Source organism: Acrocarpospora phusangensis, from assembly GCF_016862995.1.
Classification (GTDB): Bacteria; Actinomycetota; Actinomycetes; order Streptosporangiales; family Streptosporangiaceae; genus Acrocarpospora; species Acrocarpospora phusangensis.
This window is the reverse complement of sequence record NZ_BOOA01000002.1, coordinates 148,157-167,461: the sequence shown is the minus strand read 5'-3', so window position 1 is coordinate 167,461 and position 19,305 is coordinate 148,157. Positions and strand designations below refer to the sequence as shown.

The following is a 19,305-nucleotide window of genomic DNA, read 5'->3' as shown; positions in this document are numbered from 1 at the left end:
GCTGGCCGGATGAGTCCTCGACGACGCGACCGCCACGGCCGGGGCATGCGCGGCCCGCTGGCGCCCTCGCACGTGCCGATCGCCAAGTCACGCGGCGAGCGCTTCGACGACCTGGTGCTGGACGCGGTGGACCGGCTGCGGGTGCGCTGGTCCAAGGAGCTGGCCTCGGTGGAGTTCGCCGTGGAGGAGGTGCCCCAGGCGAGCGAGCTGATCGACGGACCGGGCCGGCTGGCCTCGGAGCCGATCCCGTTCGGGCGCGCGGAGCCGGCGGCGGGCGGCGAGCCGGCCATGGTCGTGGTCTACCGGCGGCCGATGGAGGCCCGCGCGCGGGACCGCGAGCAGCTGGCCGGTCTGGTGCACAGCGTGGTCGTGGAGCAGGTGGCCAGCCTGCTCGGGCTCACCCCCGAGGCCGTGGACCCGGGCTACGACGAGAACTGACGAGAACCGACGAGAACTGATCAGGGCAGCACGGTCCTGGGCGAGTCCACCGTGGGCGGCACCAGCGCCCAGGTCCTGGCCATCTGCAGCGGCTGGGCGGTGACCAGCTGGCCGGAGGAGGTCTTCTCCTCGATCACGCGGCCGCCGTACACGGGACCGGAGCCGGGGCGCGGGGTGACCACCACGCTGAAGCCCTTCGGGTCGCCGGTCAGCTTGATCTCGCGGGTACGGCCGGCCGGGATCTCGACCTCCGACGGCGCCGGGAGCGCGCCCGACTTGGGCAGCAGCTGGACCTGGACGGCCGCGGCCCCGAAGGGCGCCGACAGCACCAGGCGGGAGGTCTGGTTCTTGCCCGCCCTGCCGTCCGCGACGACGCTGCCGAGGTCCAGGGAGGGCGCCCCGGCGAGGAACGCGACGTCCTGCAGGGTGCCGGTGCCGGTGAGCTCCAGCCCGGCCACGATCGGCACGGGCGAGGTGAGCACGAGCGCGGCCGGCTGGCCGCCGATGCCCGTGGACAGGTCCATGGTGGTGGTGGAGCCCGCCGGGACGCTGATCTCCTCGCGGTTCTTCAGCGCGTACGAGCCGTCCTTGAGGACGGCCTTGACCTGGACCACGGTGTCCTGCTCGCCGGGCACGGTGAGGTAGAGCCTGCGCTGGCCGGCGCTGCCGGGCACGCCCGGCACGACCACCGTGGTCGCCGGCTCACCCGCCTGGGGCAGCCAGTCGGCGCCCTTGCCGCGGCCCAGCACGGCCTCCACGGCGGCGGTCACCCGCCCCCTGCTGGTGATCACGTGCAGGCCCATGACGAGCGGCGAGGTGGTGACGTCGCGGAGTTTCACGGTGCGGTGCTGGCCGGGTTTGAGGACCATGCCGGTGGAGCGCTCGGCCACGACCAGGCCCTCGCCCGCGTACACCTCGAAGGAGACGTCGGCGGGGGCGGCCTCCACGTTGGACAGGTGCAGGGTGAGGTCGGCGGAGGCGGGCCCCGGGCCGACGAACCAGGCGCTGGCGCCCGGTTCGACGCAGCGCACGCCGGACAGGCCGCGCCCGTCGCCGTCGAGGGTCCTGCTGATCCTGGCGGCCTCCAGGCCGGCGGCCATCGCGCCGGTGGCGACCACCCGGATCGGGTCGGCGTCCTTGCCGGCGGTCTTCTGCCAGAGTTTGCCCGCCTCGGAGAGGGTGGCGGGCTTGTCGCCGTCCAGCACCTGGGCCTGGCCGGAGCCGCGCGGGCCCGGCGGGGTGACCGCGCTCACGGTGGCGCCGCCGGGGTCGGGGCAGACGGCGGAGACGGACTCGATGGCGGCCTTGACCGGCTGGGCCGTGGCGGGCTTGACGGGGGCGGGGCGGCTGACGAACGCGCCGCCGTACACGGCGCCGAGCGCGATCAGGACCAGGGCGAGCAGGCCGAAACGGTTCTCGATCAGGCGTCTCACACCAGCACCCGCTCTCCGGCGACCTGTTCCTCCAGCTGGACCTCCGGCTCGGGCTGGCGCGCGCCGGGGGCGGCCAGGATGAGCACCAGGACCACCAGCGCGCCCTGCGCCCACAGCCAGCCGCGTTCGAAGGCGTCCAGCGGCGGGGGCGGCGCGGGCGGCGCCACCGGGATGACCATCCGCCAGAGCCCGGCCGTCTTGGACAGGCTGAGCCGGGTCAGGGCGGGCTCGGAGTCGAGCGAACGCTGGAGCGCCGGGTCGACGGGCGCGGGCACCGTCACGAACGTGACGCCCCGCGCGGCGAGCTCCTGCGCGTCCTTGCCGCCGCGGCCCGAGGCCAGCCCGGCCACGGCGGCCGTGACGGCCGGGTCGGTGACCGCGCCGTCGGACTCGCCGACCAGCGGGCTGCGCCCGTGCAGCACCGTGTACGCCAGCGCCCCGCCGGACGGCCGGAGCACCAGCGTGCCCTCGCCCGCGGTGGACTTGGCGGCGGCCAGGGCCGGCAGCGGGTCCCGGACGTTCCAGCTCAGCGGGCCGCCCGCGCCCGTACGGATCCACAGCCCGGCGGCGGCCAGCGGGGTGGCGAAGGCCACCACGGAGACCAGGAGGGCGGCGAACCTCCGCCAGCCGCCCGCGGCCCGGAACTCGGCCACCCGGTGCGCGGCCAGCGCGGTGGACACCAGCAGGCCGGTGGCCGCGAACGCCAGCGGCACGCCCGGCCAGACGGACAGGCGGCTGACCACGGTGGCCACCAGCACGCCGGAGATCGCGACACCCCAGCCGACGGCGACGATCAGCTGGTGGCGGCGGAGCAGCAGCGCGCCCAGGGCGACGGCGAGCAGCCCGGCCGTGGTCCACAGGGGCGGCGCGCCCGGACCGCCCGGGTTGAGGGTGAGCAGGGCCTCCGCGGGCAGGCGGGGGTCGGCGGGCAGCGGCAGCCCGGCCTCGCGCAGCACCCGGGCCGGGTCCGCGGCGAAGCCGGCCAGCCACGGGAACAGGAGCAGGATGGGGACGGCCAGGCTGATCGCCAGCGAGACGCCGACGCCGCGCCGTACGCCGCCGAAGGACAGGGCCGCCAGGGCCCCCAGGACGAACACGAAGCCGTACAGGAGGGGGACGAAGGCAGTGCCCACGGTCAGGAGCAGGCCGAGCCCCCAGGCGGCTCTGCGGGCCGGGCGGCCGCCGTCGGCGAGGACCCGGGTGGCCAGCGACGCGTACACGGGCAGCAGCACGATCACGACCGCCGACCCGAGCCGCCCTGCGGCGACCACGCCCGTGGCCACCGGCAGCAGCGCGTACGAGGCGGCCAGCCACACCCGTCCGGGCGCGTACGGGATGAGCCGCCGCGTCGCCGCGTAGGCCGAGAAGCCCGCCAGCGGCACGCAGCCGAGCAGCAGCACCGCGACCGCCAGCCAGATCTTCCCGAAGAAGATCGTGGACAGCGCGGCGAGCACGGCCACGTAGGGAGCCTGGTTCCCCGTCAGGTAGAGATCCCACAGGTCGGACGCGCCGCCCGCGACCGGGACCAGCGCTCCGCCGCCGAGCAGGCCGCCGGTGGGCAGCCGCCAGAACGCGGCCACGGTGACGGCGGTCAGCAGCAGGACGAGCAGCACGCCCGGGTTGCCGAACACCCGGCGCAGCAGACTGCCGTCGTCGTTGAGCAGCTCGTCGCCCTCCTCCTCCGGGGAGGAGGCGACGGCGTGGTGGCGGCCCGCGGAGTCCATCGGGCCCGCCCCGGCCAGCTGGCCGCGGACCATGTCGGCGATGCGGCGCAGCGCGGCGATGGGCGGGGTGAACAGGGGTTTGACGAGCTGGTAGCCCTGCTTGCGGTTGCGCCTGCGGGCTTTGCGGGCCCGGCGCAGCTTGCCGGGGTGGGCGAGCACCGAGCCGAGGGCGACGATCTCGTCCAGGGCGTGCGCGGGCTGCTTGGCCACCAGGAACAGGAAGGTTCTGATCATGGACCCGAAGGTGTTCCTGAGCATCGACCAGAGCATCGCCGGGAACGGCAGGTTGATCATGATCACGAACAGCGCGTAGCGGCGGGCCAGGCGGCGCGGGTGGTCGTCGCTGGCCGCGATCCGGCGCCGGCGGCGGCTGGAGGCCTCCGCGTGGTACGCCATGGCCTCGGTCACGTTCAGCACGCGGTAGCCGGCCGCGCGGGCCCGCCAGCAGAAGTCGAGGTCGTCGCGGAAGAGCGGCAGCTTCGGGTCCAGGCCGGACAGCTCGTCCCAGACGTCGCGGCGGATGAGCATGCCGGCGGTGGACACCGACAGCACGTCGCGGATGCCGCCGGTCTCGTGGTCGTGCTGGCCCTGGTCGTACTCGCGCGGCTCCAGGCCGGTCTCGCGGCGGCCGGACCTGGCCACGGTGACGCCGATCTCCAGCAGGAGTTTGCGGTCCAGCCAATCGCGGAGTTTCGGCCCCAGGATGACGGCCTTGTCGTCCTGGCCCGCCGCCCAGAGCAGCGCCTCCAGGGCGCGCGGGTCGGGGGCGCAGTCGTCGTGCAGGAGCCAGATCCACTCGGTCCCGTGCGGGGCCGGGGGCAGGCGGCGCATCACGTCGTGCACGGCTTCGGCGAAGCCGGTCGAGCGGGGCATGCTCACCACGGCGGCGGGGCCGAAGGCCTGGGTCAGGAGCTTGGCGCTGTCGTCTCGGCTGCCGTTGTCGACGCCGACCACGCGGTCGAGCCGATAGGTCTGGCCGAGGACCGCCGAGAGGGTCTCGCCGAGCCAGCGTGCGCCGTCATGGGCGACGACGATGGCGGTGACCGAATGCACCGGGGTTTGCACGGGGGTCTTGTCCTGGAGATTTGTCGTGAAGCCTGGGCTGTCGTGAGGTTTGTTGCGCTTTGCCGGGCCCACCCTACGACAACCCTCGAACGCCCCGAGGCCGAAACCCCGACCGGGAAAACGGCGGGGGCCACGATCGTGGCCCCCGCGCGCGTCCTGCTACATCTGATCAAACGGCCTGGCGCTTGATCCGCCGTCGCTCCCGCTCCGACAACCCGCCCCAGATACCGAATCGCTCGTCGTGTTCCAATGCGTATTCAAGGCACTCCGCGCGCACTTCACACGCCCGGCACACCTTCTTAGCCTCTCGGGTGGAGCCGCCCTTTTCTGGAAAGAACGCCTCCGGATCGGTCTGAGCGCACAGCGCACGCTCCTGCCAACCCAGATCTTCACCGTCGAGCGCCTGTGCCATGACCGGTTCGGTCACTGCACACCTCCCTGTCGCCCGCCCGTCACCAACAGCAAATGGTGCCCCCCTATGGACGCCGTCCTCATACCCACCTTGAGGAAGGCGTAACAACACAGCTGTAATTACACGCGTGTCTCAGGTGTGGCGTCAAGCGGCATACCGATACCCGGGGAAAGACATGCTTGCCCCGGTATCTGGCGGTCTCGATCAGTGGTCTCGGCGGTCGGAACCGTACCAATGCGGGGTGCCGTCGGCTCCCTGAGCTGCTTGTTCTCTACTCGGACCTTCCTCGGGCTTTGCCTGCTGGCGCTCCGGCTTGTAGATCGCCGTGGGGTCCAGGAGCTCGTCGCCGCGCAGCGGGCCGGAGAGCGGATCACCCTGGTAACGGGGGCTGCTGAGCGGATCGCCCGCGTAACGGCTGAGTTCGGGGCTGGTGAGCGGATCGCCCTGGAACCGGTCCTGCTGCTGGTACGGCTCCCGCGACTGCGGATGCCCGAGCGGGTTGTCGTACGCCGGCGTCGGCGCGGGCTGCGCGACCGGCTGAACGGGCTGAACCGGCGGGAGAGGCTGAACCGGCTGCGGCGCGGCCTGCTGGACCGGGGGCGGCTGCGGCGCGGTCGGCGCCTGCTGGTAGGCCTGGGCCTGCTGGTACGCCTGGGCGAGCTGCTGCTCCCGCAGATCACCCTCGTAGGACGGCTCGTACGCCTGCTGCGCGAACTGCGACCCCGAATACCCCGAGAACGGCGACCCGCCCCCGTAGTTGCTCTGGTTGGCCGGGTACGCCGGCTCCTGGTAGACGGGCTCCTGATAAGCCGGTTCCTGGTACGCGGGCTCCTGATAGGCAGGTTCCTGATAAGCCGGTTCCTGGTACGCCGGTTCGTTGTAGACGGGCTCGTTGTACACCGGCTCGCTGTAGCTGACCGGCGGGAACGAGGGCGAGTCCCCCGCGTACCCGTGCTGGTCGAAGACCGGTCCCTGCGGGGGCTGCTGCTGCGGGAACTGCTGCGGCGCCGCGGCGTACGCCGGCGGCTGGTACGACTCCCCGAACCCGTTGGCGGCGGGCTGCTCCGGCGATTGAACGAATCCGTGCTGCGCCGCGTATCCCTGATCGTAAACCGGGGCCGCATACGCGTCCTGGCCGCGGTCGGCGGGGCGGTCCGCCGATCCGTACGGCAGGGCGGGCTGTGCGGGCTGCTGGCGCGGCACGGCGGTCGTCGCTGAGGAGACGGAGGAATCCTGTACGGGACCATGGGGAACGGGAGCACCAGCGGGCTCCGGGGACGGGTACGAGCCGTAGCCCTGGAATCCGTCGTTCTGGTAGCCGCCGAAGAACGGCTCTTCGTTCCCCGTCCTGGTCGCGGCCTGCTTGGGGGCCGCGGGGGCGACCGTGCTCAGCGCGTACACGCCCGCGACGGCCATCAGCGCGAGCTGGGGCAGCCAGACGAGCAGGATGAGGAGCTTGGTGCCGAAGCCCAGGGAGCCGAACAGCATCACCAGGGCGCTGAGCAGGCCGAGGATCACGGCGACCGCGAGGGAGCCCGCCGCGATCAGGCCGATCACGCGGCTCTTGGGGGTCGGCGCGCCGAACCGGGTGGTCACCACGACCGCGCCCACGGCCAGCGCGGCCCGGGAGACCGCGGTCAGCGTGCCCAGCAGGACTCCGGCGAAGATTCCGGACCCCCCTAAGCCGTCGGTCACGAATGACACCACGTCGGCGAACACGCCCGTGCACACCACCGCGAGCATGATCCAAGCGGCGGGCTCCCGTAGCCTCGCCGGTTCAACCTTGATCACAGTGACCCCCTGAGAGCGAACGGCATGCAAAGGGCATACCACGACGAGTTTCGCACATGCCTGACTTTGCCGTCGGCTGACCCACCAACCTCGTGTATCCCCCGAGTGTCCTGAATCTCGCAAATCGCCTCATATCGCCGCAGGTCACAGCCTTGCGGTGGTGATTCACGGCAGGCGTCGCGAGGTCGTGCGCACGGGCGGTGCGAGGATGGGCGTCATGCGCATCGTGTCCCTCGCGGGAGGCATCGGCGGGGCCCGATTCCTCCGCGGCCTGCGGGCCGCAGCCCCGGCCGCCGACATCACCGTCATCGGCAACACCGGCGATGACATCACCCTCTTCGGCCTGCGGGTCTGCCCCGACCTCGACACGGTCATGTACACGCTGGGCGGCGGCATCAACGAGGAGCAGGGCTGGGGCCGCACCGCCGAGACCTTCACCGTCAAGGACGAACTGGCCGCCTACGGCATGGAGCCGCAGTGGTTCGGGCTCGGCGACCGCGACTTCGCCACCCACATCATCCGGACCCAGATGCTGGCGGCCGGATACCCGCTCTCCCAGGTCACCGAGGCGCTCTGCGCCCGCTGGCAGCCCGGCGTACGGCTGCTGCCGATGTCCGACGACCGCACCGAGACCCACGTCGTGATCACCGACGAGGGCGGCCGCCGCGCCGTGCACTTCCAGGAGTGGTGGGTCAGGCTCAGGGCCTCCGTCCCCGCCGAGGAGATCGCCCTGGTGGGCGCGGCCGACGCCAAGCCGGCCCCCGGCGTGCTGGACGCCATCGAGGCCGCCGACTTCGTCGTCCTGCCGCCGTCCAACCCCGTGGTCAGCATCGGGACGATCCTCCAGATCCCCGGCATCCGCGCCGCCCTGGAGAGCAAGACCGTGGTGGGAGTCTCCCCGATCATCGGCGGCGCGCCCGTACGCGGCATGGCCGACGCCTGCCTCACCGCCATCGGCCGCGAGACCACCGCCCAGGCCGTCCTCGACCTGTACGGCGCGCCGCTCCTGGACGGCTGGCTGGTCGCCGAGGAGGACGCCGCCACCGCCCACCCGGGTGTGACGGTGGAAGCCCGTCCCCTGCTGATGAGCACGCCGGAGGCCACCGAGGCCCTGGCCGCCGCCGCCCTCACCCTCGCCCGCACGCTCGCCGACCGCTGAAGGGGGAACCATGATCCAGATCGAGGGTGTGGCAGGGCTGGCGGAGGTCGTCCCCGGCGACGACATCGCCGAACTGGTGGCCGGGTCCGGGATGAAGGTCGCGGACGGCGACATCCTGGTGGTCACCTCGAAGATCGTGAGCAAGGCCGAGGGGCGGATCCAGCGGGGGGACAGCCGCGCGGAGGCCATCGCGGCGGAGACCGAGCGGGTGGTGGCGCGGCGCGGGGACCTGGTGATCGCGCAGACCCGGCACGGGTTCGTGATGGCCGCGGCCGGCGTGGACGCCTCCAACACGGCCGCCGGCACGATCCTGCTCCTGCCGGAGGACGCCGACGCCTCGGCCCGGCGCATCCGGGCCGGCATCCGCGAGCGTCTCGGCTGCGACGTCGGCGTGATCGTCTCCGACACGTTCGGCCGCCCGTGGCGGCACGGCCTCACCGACCTGGCCATCGGCGCGGCGGGCGTGCGCCCCCTTGAGGACTTCCGCGGGCTCACCGACCCGTACGGCAACCCGCTCAGCGCCACCGTCACCGCTCTCGTCGACGAGATCGCCGCCGCCGCGGAACTGGCCAAGGGCAAGCTCGCCGGGGTGCCGATCGCGCTGGTCCGCGGCCTCCCGCACCTGGTCACCGAGGAGGACGGCCCCGGTGTCACCGCCCTGGTCCGCCCCGCCGACGAGGACCTGTTCCGGCACGGTTCCGCCGACGTGGTCTACGCCCGCCGCACCATCCGGGAGTTCTCCCCCGTCCCGGTGGACCCGGCCGCCGTGCGCCGCGCCGTCGCGGCCGCCATCTCGGCTCCCGCGCCCCACCACACCACGCCGTGGCGGTTCGTCCTCCTCGAAGACCCCGCCACCCGCGTCGCCCTGCTGGACGCCATGCGCGACGCCTGGATCGCCGACCTGCGCGCCGACGGTTTCTCCGAGTCCTCCATCGCCAAGCGGATCCGCCGCGGCGACGTCCTGCGCAACGCTCCCTACCTGGCGGTGCCCTGCCTGGTCATGGAGGGCTCCCACACCTACCCGGACGCCCGCAGGAACGCCGCGGAACGCGAGATGTTCATCGTCGCCACCGGCGCCGGCGTCGAGAACTTCCTCATCCAGCTGGCCGTCGAGGGCCTCGGCTCCGCCTGGGTCTCCTCCACCATGTTCTGCCGCCCCACCGTCCGCGAAATCCTCAACCTCCCCGACACCTGGGACCCCATGGGCACCGTCGCCATCGGCCACCCCTCCGCCCCACCCCGCGACCGCCCCCCACGCAACCCCTCCGATTTCATCCTCGTCCGCTGAGACCGGTCAGATGACCGGGAGGACTCGGCGGACGGAGCCGGTGACGCCGTCGCTGTTTCTGGCGGCGGCCTGTCGTTCGGGCGAGGGCGTGCCGTAGGAGGTGGTGCGCTGGCGGAGGGGGCGGCCGGTGGGGGTGACCATGGCGGCGAGGTCGGTGATGGTCTTGTAGGAGCCGTTCTCGGAGCCGGCCATGCGGCTGATGGTCTCCTCCATCAGGGTGCCGCCGAGGTCGTTGACGCCCGCCGCGAGGACGGAACGGCAGAGGTCGTCGCGGAGTTTCACCCAGGAGCACTGGATGTTGCGGATGCTGCCGTGCAGCAGGATGCGGGCCAGCGCGTGCACGGCCAGGTTCTCCCGGGCGGTGGGCCCGGGGCGGGCGATCCCGGCCAGGTAGATGGGCGCGCTGTGGTGCACGAACGGCAGCAGGACGAACTCGGAGAAACCGCCGGTCTCCTGCTGGATCTGACGGATCAGCCGGATGTGGCGCACCCAGTGGGCGTGGGTGTCGACGTGTCCGTACATCATCGTCGAGGTGGTCGGGATACCCACACGGTGGGCGGTGGTGACGACGTCGATCCACTCGCGGGTCGGGAGCTTGCCCTTGGTGAGCACCCAGCGCACGTCGTCGTCGAGGATCTCGGCGGCCGTCCCCGGCAGGGAGTCGACCCCCGCCTCGCGCGCCGCGTGCAACCAGTCCTCGATGGACAGATTCGTACGACTCGCCCCGTTGATCACCTCCATCGGCGAGTACGCGTGCACGTGGATGTCCGGCACCCGCTCCTTGACCGCCCGCGCGATGTCGAAGTACGCCGTCCCCGGCAGATCCGGATGGATGCCCCCCTGCATGCACACCTCGGTCGCCCCCGCCGCCCACGCTTCGGCGGCCCGATCCGCGACCTGGTCCAGGCTGAGCGTGTACGCGTCGGCATCCGTACGCCGCTGGGCGAACGCGCAGAACCGGCACCCCGTGTAGCAGACGTTGGTGAAGTTGATGTTCCGGTTCACAACATAGGTGACGTCGTCCCCCACCGCCTCCCGGCGCAGCCCGTCCGCGATCCGAGCCAGCTCGGCCAGCCCCTCGTCGTCGGCCCCGGCCCCGTTCTGGTCGCCCGCCAGCCCGAGCAGGGCCAGCGCCTGCGCCTCCGTGAGCGCGGCGGGCTCCTTCTCGGCCTGCCGCAACGCCTCCCGTACGTCACCGCTCACCGGCGCCCCACCGGCCGGCAACCGCTCCCTGAGCGCGTCCCAATCCCCGTACACGTGATCGAAGTCATCCCTCCGATCACCGCTCCGGCCTTCCGAGTCCACCGCCGTGTGCAGATCCGTACGCCCGATCGCCGTGAACCCGCCGTCCGGCTCCTGCCAGGGACGCCCGGCCAGTTCCGCGCCCTCCCGGGCCAGCCCGGTCTCCGGATCGGCGAGCGCGGCCACGTGCTCCCGCAGCCGGGGGTCCAGCCACGGCTCCCCCGCCATCACATATTCCGGATATATCGTCAGACGCTCCCGAAGCGTGAACCCGGCGTCAGCCGTACGGGCGGCGAGGTCGTCGATCTGCGGCCACGGGCGTTCAGGGTTGACGTGGTCGGGCGTGAGCGGGGAGACGCCGCCCCAGTCGTCGATCCCGGCGCGGAGCATCAGCGCGTACTCGTCGCCGATCAGGTTGGGCGGGGCCTGCACCCGCATGCGGGGGCCGAGGACCAGCCGGGTCACGGCGATCGTGGCGGCCAGCTCGTGCAGGTCGGCGTCGGGCAGACCGCGCATCGCCGTGTCCGGCTTGGCGCGGAAGTTCTGCACGATGACTTCCTGGATGCCGCTGTACTCGCGCGCGACCCGGCGGATCGCGAAGATCGATTCCGCCCGGTCCCGGATGGTCTCGCCGATGCCGATCAGAATGCCCGTCGTGAAGGGCACGTTGCTCCGGCCGGCGTCCTCCAGCACGCGTACACGCACCGCCGGGTCCTTGTCGGGCGAGCCGTAGTGGGCCGCGCCCTTCGTCCGGAAGAGCGCCTCGGAGGTGGTCTCCAGCATCATGCCCATGGAGGGCGCCACCGGCTTGAGGCGCTGCAGGTCGCGCCAGGTGAGCACGCCGGGGTTGAGGTGCGGCAGCAGCCCGGTCTCCTCCAGCACGCGGATGGCCATCGCCCGCACATACGACAGCGTGTCGTCGTACCCGTGCGCGTTCAGCCACTCCCGCGCCTGCGACCAGCGATCCTCCGGCCGGTCCCCAAGCGTGAACAACGCCTCCTTGCAGCCCATGGCCGCGCCCTGCCGGGCGATCTCCAGCACCTCGTCCGGGCTGAGGAACGCGCTCTCCAGCCGGTGCGGCGCGGTCGCGAACGTGCAGTAACCACACCGATCCCGGCACAACCGCGTCAGCGGAATGAAAACCTTCCTGCTGTACGTGACGACCCCCGGCCGCCCCGCGGCCGCCAGCCCGGCGTCCCGCACCCGCCCGGCGTGCGCGAGCAACGTCTCAAGATCGTCCCCTCGGGCCGACAGCAACACCGCGGCCTCGGCCACGTCGAGCGTCTTCCCGTCCCGCGCCCGCGCCAGCGCCCGCCGCATCGCGTTCCCGCCGGGAGCATTGGTCTGGTCCCCTGCCACGTCTGCCACGTCGGGCTGTTCTGACGTCATACGCCGCACACTACGACTCCGGCTCATGTCCCCGAGCATTCAGGGTGCGCTAAAAGGATCGGTAATCCCGCGCCGCCATCCGCGGGCCGCGCGCGGGCGGGCGGATCCCGCTCAGCTCGATCAGCCGCACCACCCGGTGCCGATGCCCGGCGAAAGGTTCGAGCAGGTCGAGCATTCCCGCGTCGTCGGTCTTCTCGCCCGTGAACGCGTACCCCACCAGACCCGGGATGTGATAGTCGCCGACGCTCGGCGCGTCCGGGTCGCCGTGGGCGCGTTGCCGCACCTCAGCCGAGGTCCAGACGCCGATCCCCGGCAGCGCCCGCAGCATCCGGTCGGCCGCCGCGCTCGACCCGCCCTCCAGCTTCGCCGCGTGCCGCGCCGCGTTGATGATCGTCCTGGCCCGTACGGCTTCCGCCCCCGCCCGGTGCCAGTCCCACGACGGCACCCGCCGCCACACCTCCGGCGACGGCATCACCGTCAACCCCTCCGGTACAGGACCGGGCGCCGGATCCCCATATTTCCGGACAAGCCAGCGCCAGGCCTGCCAGGCCTCCCGCCCGACCACCTTCTGCTCCAGCACCGCCGGGACGAGTGCCTCGAAGACCCGTCCCGTCCTGCCGATCCGCAACCCCGGATGCCGGACGGCCAACTCCCCCACGAACGCCGCCCGAGCCCGCACCGACGCGTCCGGGGAGCTCTCGGCCTCCCGGATCATCTCCGCGAACCCGAGGCCGTCGTCGTGCGCCCCCAGCAACTCGGGCACGGTCTCCAGCAGCCACTCCGCCCCTGGCCCCCAGGCGGTCGCGTGCACCTCTCCCGCGCGCCGCACGATCCGCAGCGTCCCCACACCGTGCGGGGTCCGGCAGGCCCGCCAGGTGGCCCCGTCCGGCGTACGACGCCAAGAGGGATCGCCGCCGCCGTGCGGATGCGGCGACAGCGTCAGTCCCAGGTCAAGCGCCCCCACGGGCCGCCAGACCCGCTCGAAGAAGGACGATCCGGCCACACTCGATTGAAGCACTCAGGCGTCGCCCGTGAAGCGGATGGCCGATTCGGGCAGCGTGACGCCGGGCCAGATCCTCGCCCCCGAGGTCAGCTCGTTGTTGGGCCCGATGACGGCGGTGTCGCCGATGACGGCGTCCCGCAGGATCGTGCCGCCCGCGATGGTCGCGTGCCGGCCGACCACCGAGTTCACGACGGTGACCCCGGGCGCGATGGTGGCGTCGTCGGCGATCACGCTGCCGCGCACGAGCGCGCCGGACCCGACGATGGCGCGCGCGCCCACCACGGTGCCTCCGGTGACCTTGGCCTCCGGGGAGACGACGGCGTCGGGAAGCAGCAGGGACTCACCGGGCGGCCCCGGCAGGGCGGGCGACTGGAGCGCGCCGAGGACCAGGTCGCAGGAGCCCTGGACGAAGGCCGCGGGCGTGCCCACGTCCAGCCAGTAGGAGGAGTCCGCGTACCCCAGCACCCGGCCGCCGGACTCGATGAGGGTCGGGAAGGTCTCCCGCTCGACCGAGACGACCTGGCCGTCGGGGATCTGGTCGATGACCGAGCGGCGGAACACGTAGCAGCCGGCGTTGATGCGGTTGGTGACCGGGTTCGGGGTCTTCTCCAGGAAGGCCAGCACCCGCCCGTCCTCGTCGATGGGCACGCACCCGAACCGGGAGGCGTCCTCCACCTCGGTCAGGTGCAGGGTCAGGGCCGCGTCGCCGGACAGGTGCTGCCGCACCTGGGCGCCGATGTCGTGGCCGGACAGGATGTCGCCGTTGAGCACCAGCACCGGCGCGTCCGGCGGGCAGGTCAGCGCGCGCGCCGCGTTCCTGATCGCGCCCCCGGTGCCGAGCGGGGTGTCCTCCGTGACGTACTCGATCTCCAGGTCGAAGGCGGAGCCGTCACCGAACGCGTCCGCGAACATGGCCGCCTTGTACGACGTGGCGAACACGATCCGCCGCACCCCGAAAGCCCGGGCCCGGGCCAGTTGGTGGGCGAGGAACGGCACACCCGCCGTCGGCAGCAGCGGCTTCGGCGTGAACAGCGTCAGCGGTCGAAGCCGGGTGCCCTGCCCGCCCACCAGAAGGATCGCCTCAAGAGCCGCGGGCAAAGAACTGTCCGTCACACGGGTGAGGTTAGCCCAACCCTCCGTCGATCGCGGGCGGCGACACAGAGCGTTAACGCTCTAAGGCAACACCTGCGTCAACGCTCCAGGGCCCGCTGGTACGTCGTCAGGTGCGCCTCCGCGGAAGCCGCCCAGGTGAACTCGCGCGACCTCGCCGCTCCGGCCTCGCCCAAAGCCGCCCTCCGGTCCTTGGAGTCGAGCAGGGCGCGCAGCGCGGTCCCGATGCTGGCGGCGTCCGGCTCGGTGTAGGCCACCGCGTCACCGCCCACCTCGGGCAGCGACGTCCGCCGCGTGGTGAGCACGGCCGCGCCGCAGGCCATCGCCTCCAGCACCGGCATGCCGAACCCCTCCACCAGCGAGGGGAAGGCCGCCACCAGCGCGCCACCGTAGAACCCGGCCAGATCGGAGAACGGCAGGTACCCGGTCCGCACCACCCGCACCCCCGGGGGCAGTTCGCGCACCGCCGCGTCCACCTCCGCGTCGGGCTCCTCGATCAGCCCGCCGGCCAGCACCAGCGCGGGCGGCCGCGCCAGATCCTGTACGGCCCGCGCGAACCCCCGCACCAGATTCGGCACGTTCTTCCGCCGCTCCAGCGTCCCCAGCGAGGCCACGTACGGATACCCGTGCAGCCCCAGCCGGTCCGACACCCGCCGCACCTCGGCCTCGGCCGGCCGGTGGAACAGCTCGGGATCGACGCCGTGGTAGGCCACGTCGATCCGGGTCGGGTCCGCGCCCAGCACCCGGATCAGCTCGTCCCTGGTGGCCTTGGAGGGCACGATCACCCTGTTCGCCCCCCGCACCGCCGTACGGGTGGCCGAGCGCACGTACGACGCCTTGGCCGGGCCCCGGCACTCGGGTTCGGTGAACCAGGTCACGTCGTGCACGGTCACCACGGTCGGCACCCCGGCCCGCAGCGGGATCGAATAGGAAGGCGAGTGGATCACGTCGGCGCCCACCTGCCGGGCGAGCACCGGCACTCCGGTCTGCTCCCACACCAGCCGCGCGCCCCGGTTGGTGATGGCGGGCGGGCCGGGCAGGATCCGCGCCGAGGGCGCCATGCGCCCGTACCGCTCGGCGTCGGCGCGCTGGCACACCACGGCGAGATCGGCTCCGGCCTGGTGCAGCGCGGCCAGCAGTCCGTCGACATATCTGATCAAGGCGCCTCGGTCGGCGGGAACAGCCGCCGCGTCGACGAGCACACGGGGTTTCACGAAGGTTCGCTCCCCTCACCGCGAGCCGCCCGGACCCTCGAACCGGACGCCAGCGCGTTGTCGCCATGCGTGGAGGATCCCCCAGCAACTGGGTGGAATCGCCTTGTGGGCTGTCCCCGATCCCCCTTCGCCCTTCTCTCCAACTGTAGAACTAGGTTCCAGGGATCGTGAGCGAAATCACATGGCTAGATATCGCCCAGATACGGATTCCGTGGCTATTCCACGGATTTATCGAGATTTGCGCCGATCTGCTGGCGGCTTCTGGCCCCGGCGACGGCGGCGCACACCAGGTCGCCCGCCGAGACGACCACCCGGGAGACCAGGGCCGCCGCGATGGCCGACCCCCGGTCGAGCACGGGCGCCAGGGCGGCGATCATGGCGACCTCCCGGACGCCGGCCCCTGCCGGGGCGATCACGAACAGGAAGCCCAGGCACCAGGCCAAGGCGAACGCGCCGAAGCTGAGGATGACCGCGCGGGGTCCCGTCCCGCCCAGGCCGTACACGATCAGGGCCAGGTGCACGCCGTAGGCGGCCCAGCCGGCGAAGGCCCAGCCGGCGGAGGTGAGCACGCCGCGGCGGCTGAGCGGGCGCTCCAGCGGCGGGCGGCGGAGCAGGCGCAGGCCCAGGTTGAGCGCGCCGTTGACCACGGACGGGTGGAGCCCGGCGACCACCAGGGGGATCAGGAGCAGCAGCCAGGCGTACCCGGCGACGGACTCACCGGCGAACGCCGGCAGCGTCACGGCGGCCACGAAGAGCCCGCTCGCCAGATAGATCGGATAGGTCAGGAAGAAGGCGGCGGCGCTGCGCTCCCGGGGCACGCCGTGGTCGCGGCCCATCTCCATCTGGGCGATCATCGGCCAGATCGACCCGGGGATGTACTTGCCGAGCTGCCCGACGAAGAGGATCTTCGCGGCGTCGGCCACCCGGAGCGGCGAGCCCAGGTCGGCCAGGAGCGCCCGCCACATCAGCATGCCCGCGAACAGGGCCGCGACCACGGCCACGAAGGACGCCGCCAGCACCCCCCAGGACAGGCGGGCCAGCCCGGCGGTCACCTGGTCCCACTGCCCGGCCACCGCCCAGACCCCGAACCCGAGCGCGACCAGCAGGAAGCCGGCCCGGACCAGGCCGCGTACGCTCACCGGGGCAGGACCGCCGCGGGCGGCTGCGGCAACACCGGGCCGAGCGGCCGGCGCGGCGTCTTGGTGGCCACCCACAGGTAGGTCGGCACGACCGGGAGCAGCCCCGCCAGCACCGGACGCGGCGTGCGCTCCAGCGTGGCCTTGGCCATCCGCCCGACCGTGCCGGGGAACAGCTCGCCCCCGGCGAACCGCTCCGGGGAAGCCAGCACCGGGAAGGTGTAGTCCCAGACGTGGAAGTCGCGCAGCATCCGCCGCAGCCCGCCCCGGGTCCTGAACCGCTCGTAATAGTTGTCGGCCCGGCCGAACGCCCGTACGTAACGGTCCGCGGGCCCCGGCGGCAGGTACGACAGGAACGGCAGCCTGTAGTGCGGCTCCATGATCCCCAGCCGGTTGCCGAGGCCAAGGTAGAGCACGCCGTCGTCGGACAGCACCCGGTGCATGTCGCGGATCACCGCGTCCGGGTCCACCACGTGCTCGTAGATGTGGTTGAAGACCAGCACGTCCACGGATCCGTCGGGGAACGGCAGCGCCCCGCCGTCCGCGCACACGAACGCGACCCGCTTCCCGAACCGTTCGGACGCCTTCCGCAGCCCCGGCACGTCGATGTCGATCCCGAACGTGCGCCGCGCGCCCGCCTCCGCCAGCTCGTCCGCGATGAACCCGGCGGAGCACCCGACGTCGCCCACGGTCAGCCCGTCCAGCGGCGCCTCCCCCGAGCGCCCGAGGAAGTGCCCGAGCACAGCGATGATCTTGGCGGCCTTGCGCCGCCGTTTCGCCTCGTCCAGCATCGCCGACTGGAACTCGGAGTACTCCAGCTGCGCGGCGCGTTCCCTGACCACGGGCCGTCCCCACCCCTCTCGACTGCGGACCAACAGTAGCTACTCGGCGAGCAGTTCAGGCAGGTAAGCCGCCCAGTACGGCTCGGGATCGACCGCCTTGACGCCCGCCCGCAGCCGTTCCGGCGTCCCCGGCTCGTAGAAGCGCGCCAGCGCGTCCGCCAGCGCGTCCGCGGAACCCGGCTCGACCAGCAGGCCGTCCACGTCGTCGGTGACGTTGTCGGGCAGCGCCCCTACCCGGGTGGCGATGACCGGAACGCCGTGCTCGTGCCCGAGCCACACGTTCTGCGAGGCCGTGGCCGACCGGTACGGCAGCACCAGCGCGTCGGCCCGCCCGAACAGCTCCGGCACGTCCGCCTCGGCCACGTACCCGGGCCGCAGCTCCACCCGGTCGGCCAGCCCCAGCTCGCCGATGAGCGCGCGGGTGGCGTCCTGCCCGCCCCAGAACTCCCCCGCCACCGTGAGCGTCACGCCCGGCGTCCTGGCCAGCGCCCGCAGCAGCAGATCCAGCCCCTTGTACGGCCGGACGATCCCGAAGAACAGCAGCCGCCGGAACGGCTTCCCGGCCGCCGCCTTCGCCACGGCGCCCACCGGCAGGTGCGGTGCCATCACGGCCACCCGTACCGGCTTGCCGGTCAGTTCCCTGGCCAGGGCCGCCTGCTGCTCGGAGTGGGTCAGCACGGCGTCCACCCGCCGCAGCAGCCGCCGGACGAGCGGCCGGTCGTAGAACGTGCCCTCGTGCGGGAGCACGTTGTGGCAGAGGGCGACCACCCGGGTCCGGCGGCGCAGGCCGTACAGGATGCCGAGGTAGGGCGGGACCTGGACCGGGCTGAGGAGCACGAGGACGACCAGGTCGGCGGTGCGGAACAGGCGGCCCCTGCGGAGCCAGCCGTCGGGGCGGCGCCAGTCCAGCACCCGGTTGGTGGCCGCGAACGGCTCGCCCTCGGGCACGTCGATGGTCTGCTGCCCGGGGTAGAGGAAGGACGGATACTGGGCCTTCCACGACTCCAGCACCACGTCGTGCCCGGCCGCGCCCAGCCGCCTGGCCAGCTCGGTGGTGTGCTGAGCCCCGCCCCCCTTGTACGGATACGTGGGCCCGACGACGACGATCCTCTTTCTCTTGAGGCTCATTCGCCCCTGGACCTCACGATGAGGTCGGCCAGCAGCGCCACGGACCCGATGAGCATCCCGGACAGGAAGATCACGATGGTGTTGCTGGTCAGGTAGAAGCCGTAGCGGACCACGTCGTACACACCCTTGACGACGCCGATCCCGACCAGCCAGAGCGCGGGCGGCATGAGCACCTTGAGCGGGTTGAAGTACATGATCATCCGCAACACCTGCAGGATGTAGCGGTACGCGTCGGAGAAGAAGCTGAACTTGGACTTCCCGGCCCGCTTGGCGTAGTCGATCGGCAGGTAGTAGACGTCGTGCTGGTTGGACAGGAACGCCAGCGTGATCGTGGTCACGCACGAGAACCCCGGCGGCAGCAACCGCAGGTACGGCCTGGCCACCGACTTCCGGAACGCCCGCAGCCCCGAGTTGAGGTCCGGGATCCGCTGCCCGGCCAGCCGCTCGGCCACCTTCCTGATGACCCACTTGGCGGGCACCCGCAGCAGCTTGTGCGAGCCCTCCTCGCTGGTCCGCGCCCCGACGACCTGGTCCACCGTCGGGTCCTTCTCCAGGATCTGGACCAGTTCGGGAATACGCTCGTTCGGGTAGGTCATGTCCGCGTCGGTCCACACGACGATCTCGCCGCGCGCCTCCTGCGAGCCGATCCGCCGCACCGTGCCGGAGCCGCCGTTGCGGTGGAACGCCTTGACCCGCATGTTCGGGAAGCGCGGCGCGGCCTCGCGCAGGCGCAGCAGCGTCTCGTCCGCCGAGCAGTCGTCCACGGCGAGCAGCTCGTAGCTGTACCCACTGGCGTCCATGGCCGCGCAGATGCGCTCGACCTCGTCGATGACGTGATCCTGCTCGTTGTAGCACGGCAGCACGATCGTCACGTAGGGGTTGGCTTCCACGTCGCTTCCAGTCTCCATGGGCATGCTCACGACGGACGAGG

The 19,305-nt window shown here is 72.3% G+C and carries 15 protein-coding genes; 3 read left to right on the top strand and 12 right to left on the bottom strand.

Translation table 11 applies throughout. From position 1 onward, the window contains the following. Window positions 1–9: 9 nt before the first annotated feature. A complete protein-coding gene (locus Aph01nite_RS01835) occupies window positions 10–438 on the top strand; it encodes a metallopeptidase family protein (protein WP_204038919.1) in 429 nt (142 codons plus the stop codon). A 20-nt stretch (window positions 439–458) separates the two neighbouring features. Here Aph01nite_RS01835 and Aph01nite_RS01830 read toward each other — a convergent pair whose 3' ends face one another. From Aph01nite_RS01830 to Aph01nite_RS01815, 4 genes are all read right to left on the bottom strand, one after another. Beyond that, a complete protein-coding gene (locus Aph01nite_RS01830; RefSeq protein WP_204038918.1) occupies window positions 459–1,871 on the bottom strand; it encodes a DUF5719 family protein in 1,413 nt (470 codons plus the stop codon). Continuing rightward, window positions 1,868–4,660 carry a glycosyltransferase gene (locus Aph01nite_RS01825; protein ID WP_239161318.1) on the bottom strand — a complete coding sequence of 931 codons (2,793 nt, stop codon included), beginning with the start codon at window positions 4,658–4,660 and terminating at the stop codon, window positions 1,868–1,870. Before Aph01nite_RS01825 ends, Aph01nite_RS01830 begins: the two co-directional genes overlap by 4 nt. A 169-nt stretch (window positions 4,661–4,829) precedes the next feature. After that, window positions 4,830–5,072: a WhiB family transcriptional regulator gene (locus Aph01nite_RS01820; RefSeq protein WP_155339096.1), complete on the bottom strand. Its 243-nt coding sequence runs from the start codon at window positions 5,070–5,072 to the stop codon at window positions 4,830–4,832. Window positions 5,073–5,276: 204 nt separating this feature from the next. Beyond that, window positions 5,277–6,863, bottom strand: coding sequence for a hypothetical protein (locus Aph01nite_RS01815; protein WP_204038917.1), 1,587 nt, complete (start codon window positions 6,861–6,863; stop codon window positions 5,277–5,279). A 217-nt stretch (window positions 6,864–7,080) separates the two neighbouring features. On the opposite strand from Aph01nite_RS01815, the gene cofD reads away from it, so the two are divergent. Together cofD and Aph01nite_RS01805 are read left to right on the top strand one after the other, a co-directional pair. Next, window positions 7,081–8,022 (top strand): 2-phospho-L-lactate transferase, encoded by a 942-nt coding sequence (gene cofD, locus Aph01nite_RS01810; protein WP_204038916.1) that lies wholly within the window; start codon window positions 7,081–7,083, stop codon window positions 8,020–8,022. 10 nt (window positions 8,023–8,032) lie between these two features. Further along, the gene (locus Aph01nite_RS01805; RefSeq protein WP_204038915.1) at window positions 8,033–9,310 is read left to right on the top strand and encodes a coenzyme F420-0:L-glutamate ligase; all 1,278 of its coding nucleotides are present in this window, start codon (window positions 8,033–8,035) and stop codon (window positions 9,308–9,310) included. Window positions 9,311–9,316: 6 nt separating this feature from the next. On the opposite strand, the gene Aph01nite_RS01800 is transcribed toward Aph01nite_RS01805, so the two are convergent. The 8 genes from Aph01nite_RS01800 to Aph01nite_RS01765 form a co-directional block, all read right to left on the bottom strand. Next, on the bottom strand, window positions 9,317–11,941 hold the full coding sequence (locus Aph01nite_RS01800) for a bifunctional FO biosynthesis protein CofGH (RefSeq protein WP_204038914.1): 2,625 nt from the start codon (window positions 11,939–11,941) through the stop codon (window positions 9,317–9,319). Window positions 11,942–11,990: 49 nt separating this feature from the next. Then, on the bottom strand, window positions 11,991–12,959 hold the full coding sequence (locus Aph01nite_RS01795; RefSeq protein ID WP_239161317.1) for a DNA-3-methyladenine glycosylase family protein: 969 nt from the start codon (window positions 12,957–12,959) through the stop codon (window positions 11,991–11,993). Continuing rightward, window positions 12,960–14,057, bottom strand: coding sequence for a mannose-1-phosphate guanylyltransferase (manB, locus tag Aph01nite_RS01790; RefSeq protein WP_204038913.1), 1,098 nt, complete (start codon window positions 14,055–14,057; stop codon window positions 12,960–12,962). A 77-nt stretch (window positions 14,058–14,134) separates the two neighbouring features. Beyond that, window positions 14,135–15,268 carry a glycosyltransferase family 4 protein gene (locus tag Aph01nite_RS01785; RefSeq protein WP_239161316.1) on the bottom strand — a complete coding sequence of 378 codons (1,134 nt, stop codon included), beginning with the start codon at window positions 15,266–15,268 and terminating at the stop codon, window positions 14,135–14,137. Between the two features lie 215 nt (window positions 15,269–15,483). After that, window positions 15,484–16,407, bottom strand: coding sequence for a lysylphosphatidylglycerol synthase domain-containing protein (locus tag Aph01nite_RS01780; protein WP_204038912.1), 924 nt, complete (start codon window positions 16,405–16,407; stop codon window positions 15,484–15,486). Beyond that, window positions 16,404–17,246, bottom strand: a complete 843-nt coding sequence (locus Aph01nite_RS01775; RefSeq protein WP_204038911.1) for a class I SAM-dependent methyltransferase — start codon at window positions 17,244–17,246, stop codon at window positions 16,404–16,406. Before Aph01nite_RS01775 ends, Aph01nite_RS01780 begins: the two co-directional genes overlap by 4 nt. 39 nt (window positions 17,247–17,285) lie before the next feature. Further along, window positions 17,286–18,374 carry a glycosyltransferase family 4 protein gene (locus Aph01nite_RS01770; protein WP_204038910.1) on the bottom strand — a complete coding sequence of 363 codons (1,089 nt, stop codon included), beginning with the start codon at window positions 18,372–18,374 and terminating at the stop codon, window positions 17,286–17,288. Then, complete coding sequence (locus Aph01nite_RS01765; RefSeq protein WP_204038987.1) at window positions 18,371–19,288, bottom strand: glycosyltransferase family 2 protein; 918 nt, start codon at window positions 19,286–19,288, stop codon at window positions 18,371–18,373. The genes Aph01nite_RS01770 and Aph01nite_RS01765 overlap by 4 nt, the downstream gene beginning before the upstream one ends. Window positions 19,289–19,305: the final 17 nt, after the last annotated feature.